Here is a 4,823-nt window from a genome sequence, read left to right on the forward strand (position 1 = left end):
GCAGGGCCTCCTGCGCCGACGGCGACAGATGCCGCGCGTCCCCCACCAGATCGCTCACACATCATCAACGACCCAGAACCCAAACCGTTTCGGATCAATAGGGCGTGTTTCGAAAAAACATCGTTGCGTTTAACGTCGGTGGCGGGGAGTAATTGTCAAGACTTGTGGATCAGTTGAGGTGGATCAAGCGGCGAAGGTCTCGTCCTGTTCGACGAGGAGGCCGTTCTCGAAGCGGGCGCCGGCTCGGACGAGGGCGACGAGGTGCGGTGCGGTGACCGCTCGCCAGCGGGCCTGGGCGGACTCAACGAGTTTGAAGACCATCGCGAGGGCCGCGGCCGGGCTGCCGGCGCCGCGGGTGACCTTGGTCCTGAAGTTCCCCCGCTGAGCTGGACAGCCTGATACTGGGACGGTTGAGTCCCGGAGGAAGCAGTCCAGATCGTGAGTGGCAAGAGCAACATGAGTAAGCGGTACACGGCCGAGTTCAAGCGGGACGCGATTGCTCTCGTGCGGTCCTCGCCGCATCGGAACGTCACCGAGATCGCCCGGGAGCTGGGAGTGAGCCCCGAGGGGCTGCGGGGCTGGGTCAAGCAGCCGCAGATCGACCGGGGCGAGGGGCCCTCCGGCGCGCTGACCAGCGATGAGCGCGAGGAACTGCGTCGCGTCCGCCGTGAGCTTGCCGAGGTCAAGAAGGCGAACGAGATCCTGGTAAAAGCCGCTGCCTTCTTCGCGAAGGAGATCGTGAAGTAGACACTGTGTGTCTCTTCATCGATGCGGAGAAGGCTACCGAGGCGAACCCCGGTGGCTACAGCGTCGCGCGGCTGTGCCGCGTCCTGGGCATCAACCGCTCCACCTACTACGCATGGCTCGCGTCGCGGCCTGCTGTCGCCGAACGACAGCGCGCCGAGGAGGAGTTGGCCGGTCAAATCCGCGAGATCCACGCCGCTTCCCGGGGAGCTTACGGCGTCCCACGGGTCCACGCCGAGCTCCGGCGGAAGGGCCATGGCATCAACCGGAAGAAGGTCGAGCGGATCATGCGGGAGCGCGACATCCGCGGCATCACCCGCCGCAGGCGCCGCCACCTGACGAAGCCGGACGCCAAGGCCGCGCCGGCCCCGGACCTGGTCGGCCGCGACTTCACCGCCGCCCGGCCAGGCACGAAGCTGGTCGGCGACATCACGTATCTGCCGACCATCGAGGGCTGGTGGTACCTGGCCACCGTCATCGACCTGGCGACCCGCGAGGTGATCGGCTACGCGATGGCCGACCACCACCGTGCCGAACTGGTCACCGACGCCCTGCGCATGGCCGCCGGCCGCGGCGAACTGCAGCCCGGCTGCATCATGCACACCGACCGAGGCAGCGGGTACACCTCCGGCGAATTCCGCAGGGAGATAAGGAGGTTGGGCCTGAGGCAGAGCATGGGAAGAACCGGCATATGCTACGATAATGCCGCAGCCGAGAGCTTCTTCGGACTGCTCAAAGCGGAGATCGGCACCACCGTCTGGGACAGCCGCGAGGCCGCCCGCGCCGACGTCTTCCGCTTCATTGAAGTCGAGTACAACCGCACCAGGCTCCGCAAGCACCCCGAGTTCGGGTACCTCACCCCACTCGAAACCCGAGCCAGGCTGCAGCACGACTTCACCCCCGCAGCGTAAGCAACCGCTGTCCAAGATCAGGGGGGAACTTCACCGGCACCATCCGCCGCCACCTGATCAACATTCCCGCCCGGATCTCCACCGGTGCCCGCCGCCTCACCCTCCACCTGCCCCAAAGCTGGCGCTGGGAGCACGACTTCGCCGACTTGTGGACGGCGGCCGGACAGCGCATGGTCACCTGACCTGCACGACTGCCCTGTCCGCCCACGACCCGAAAGACCTCGGAGACCCCGCCCCGGACGGCCACCCGGCGATCACCGCTGCCCGCATGCCGAGGAAACGCCCAGAACCCGCCCGACACTCCTGATCAGAAATCACGCGGTGGATCGAGGATCAACGGTGGGCCTTTACAAAACCGAGCTGATCAAGCCTCGACGGCCCTGGAAGGCGCTCTCCCAGGTCGAGCTGGCCACCGCCGAGTGGGTCGACTGGTACAGCCATCGACGGCTCCATGGTGAGATAGGCCACGTCCCGCCGGTCGAGTACGAAGCCAACTACTACACCGAACTCGCGAAACCCCAGGTCACCACCACAATCTGAGATCTCCACCGAACCCGGGGCGGTTCGGTTTGCAAATGGGGCGTACCAGCTCATTCCGACCTTCATGGAAATTTTGACAAGCAAGGACGCGATAATGCCCGATTTTACCAAAGTCTGCTTCGCTGTGGAGCCAGACGTGGCCACCGAAATAGAGCAGCTGTCTGATGCGCGGGCGCAGTTGGCCGCTCTCGCCGCGCACTTCGAGCGCCTCGAAGCCACCGTCCCGCAGACTGGCTACCGGCTGCGGGGCCCTGTCTATCCGGCGGTGGACGCTACGGTGCGCTCGGCCTGGGCGGAGGAGGCCGCGCGAGCTGAGCTGCACCTGAGCAGTCTGTCGCCGGCCCGCCGGGAGGTAGTAGAGCGGGAAGCCGGTCAGATCATGAGCGGGCGGCATCAGGCTCCGCCGATCATCCGCCGGGACGCCATCCCAGGAACGACCGCGGGTGACTATCTCGCGTGGCACGACACCATGCGCACGCTGGTCGCCGCGCTCTTGGACCGTGATCCCCGTTCGGACCTGCCCTTGGTCGAGCGGCCGGCGTATCTGTTGTCGGAACGATTGAGGAGGGAATCCGGCTCCCATGCGGTGAGCGGGGGTCCGGCGGGCATGTGGAACCAGGGGGGTCATCGCGCGGTCGTTCCAGCGAGCTCCTCTTCCCGGGCCGGAGAAACCTCGTCCTCACGTCCAGAAAATTCGACAGCGTCGCGGCGCCGCGGACCGGTATTGCGTGGGGACGGGTCCGCGCTCGATAAGGCTATCCAAAATATCGTTAATGCACATGGCGACCGGAGGCAGATATCCGCCGCATCTCAGGCTTGGATTTCCCAAGTCGAAACCGGGGATACCCCGGTGACGCAGTACCAAGCGGCATGGCTGAAAGAAGTTGGGATCAAAGCGGGAAAGATAATGGTGGTGTCAACTGCCATGGAAAGGCACAATAAGGCAGCTTATGCGAGAATCGCTCCAGAGATGGAGCCGTACATTTCGAGAGAAAAACCAGAAGATGGGCTGGAGGATACTGTCGCCAACTACCCGTATATTGCCCATCCTCGCAAAGCGGACGGCTCACTGCCTGATGCTGCCATCGATGAGTCGCGTGCGATATCCCAGTGGGATCTGGATCATGCCATGATCGACCTTAGGCGGAACGCCGTCATCACGGTTCACAACAATGTAGACGATCGCGCGCTGACTCTGGACCAGATGCTCAATTACCCTGAGCTTAAATCGTTCACAGCCTCGCACTCCTCCGAGGGTAAACGATGGGACACGAACGGTGATTTCGGATCGAAAACGCTCGATTATGAGGGCGTTAAAATCACCTTCTATAGTCACAAAGGTGACAAGCTGGCCCAAGACGGCATGCGCCTGACCACGGAAGCGCTCTCCATTTTGAGGAGAGCCGGTTACGCCCTCCCAGGGCAGCTCAATGTATATATTCCAAAATATTACCGCTCCCTCCTGGTTCAAGGAGGGGAAAGGAACGGGAGGAATATTGTCAGGATCGAAGCAACTTCGGCAAGCAGCACGCTGGATAAAGATAGCTTGGCCGAATTCATGGCGCCGGACAACATAGTCATCACGGCCGCGATTCACACTCCGCCTGCGAGCTCTGGGGGGCTGCGCGCGATTTTCGATGAGCTTGTTCGCCCAGAACTCGGCAACGTTATCCACGAGATGTTCCACTGGCTGGCACACCAGCACAATCCCGGCCACGACACGGATCTGGACTTCGCCAATTTCTCCGACAATAAAGCGCATGAATTTATCGCCACATCCGTAAGCACCTACGCAGCCGAGAACCCTGCAGAATTTATAGCCGAATACGCAACTGCGCGACTGTTCGGAGCAAAAACAGACCCAAATCTTGATAGCTTGTACATGACCCTCGGGGGGGCAGTACAGGAGCGGCCAGGTGTCAAGCCGGCATCGCCCACTCCAAGCGAGGAGGAACAGCATGCTCTACAGAGAAAAGTAGCGCGTCTCACCTCCGGGAAACTTCCCGGAGACCCCACTCCGCAACAAATTCGCACAGCGCACAGGCGCTTGTCTGAGTTCGAGACATGGCTGAATATACCCGAACGCGCGGCCCGCATCGCCCAAATCATCCTGGGTGACGCCCACCTTCAGCTTATGCCACCCCCCCCGCCGCAGTCCTCGGCAGGCGGACAGCAAATTTCGACCGCGGGGTCGAGTCGCCAGCACTCACGGACGGTCGAGCTGTTCCATCTGGTCAACTTGGAACTGGGCAAACTGAACAAGGCTCCGAGCACGGTGGAGGCTGTGGCCGCGGCTCACCAGGCGCTATCGCGTTCCCTGAACTACACCAGGAGCGACGTCCGGGCGCAAGCCGGCGCTGTCGCCAGACACCTCTTGGGTCTTCCCCCTGTGGGGCTTCGGGGAGCGGGGCGTACGCAGGACACGGCCGGATCGAACGAGCAGTACACACCGCTGGCTGGATCGTCCAGGCAGCGCACACCGCAGACCCCGGCCGCTGAAAAGGCTGAAGCGGAACTCGTCGACACCAGCCACCCCGGCCGCCAACTGTCCGAAGAACTCGACGAGGAGTTCACCGCGGATAGCGTGCTGGGCCATACGACAAGTTCCCCCCACCGCCTGACCGCCGA

3 protein-coding genes and 2 pseudogenes are annotated in these 4,823 nt (G+C 62.9%); 4 read left to right on the forward strand and 1 reads right to left on the reverse strand.

Features of this window, described 5'->3' with window-relative positions:
• Positions 1-183: 183 nt before the first annotated feature.
• Positions 184-369, reverse strand: a pseudogene (locus tag ACRWND_RS30230) (IS256 family transposase); the annotation flags it as partial.
• 69 nt (positions 370-438) lie between these two features.
• Between ACRWND_RS30230 and ACRWND_RS30235 the strand changes: the two are divergent.
• From ACRWND_RS30235 to ACRWND_RS30250, 4 genes and pseudogenes are all read left to right on the forward strand, one after another.
• Positions 439-747, forward strand: a complete 309-nt coding sequence (locus ACRWND_RS30235; RefSeq protein ID WP_431955070.1) for a transposase — start codon at positions 439-441, stop codon at positions 745-747.
• Positions 748-752: 5 nt separating this feature from the next.
• Positions 753-1,655: an IS3 family transposase gene (locus tag ACRWND_RS30240; protein WP_431955072.1), complete on the forward strand. Its 903-nt coding sequence runs from the start codon at positions 753-755 to the stop codon at positions 1,653-1,655.
• A 342-nt stretch (positions 1,656-1,997) separates the two neighbouring features.
• Positions 1,998-2,195 (forward strand): annotated as a pseudogene (locus ACRWND_RS30245) (integrase core domain-containing protein); the annotation flags it as partial.
• A gap of 94 nt (positions 2,196-2,289) precedes the next feature.
• A partial coding sequence (locus ACRWND_RS30250) for a hypothetical protein (protein ID WP_431955074.1) occupies positions 2,290-4,823 on the forward strand: 2,534 nt, incomplete at its 3' end.

It is taken from the genome of Actinacidiphila sp. bgisy167 (assembly GCF_965342175.1).
Taxonomy (GTDB): Bacteria; Actinomycetota; Actinomycetes; order Streptomycetales; family Streptomycetaceae; genus Actinacidiphila.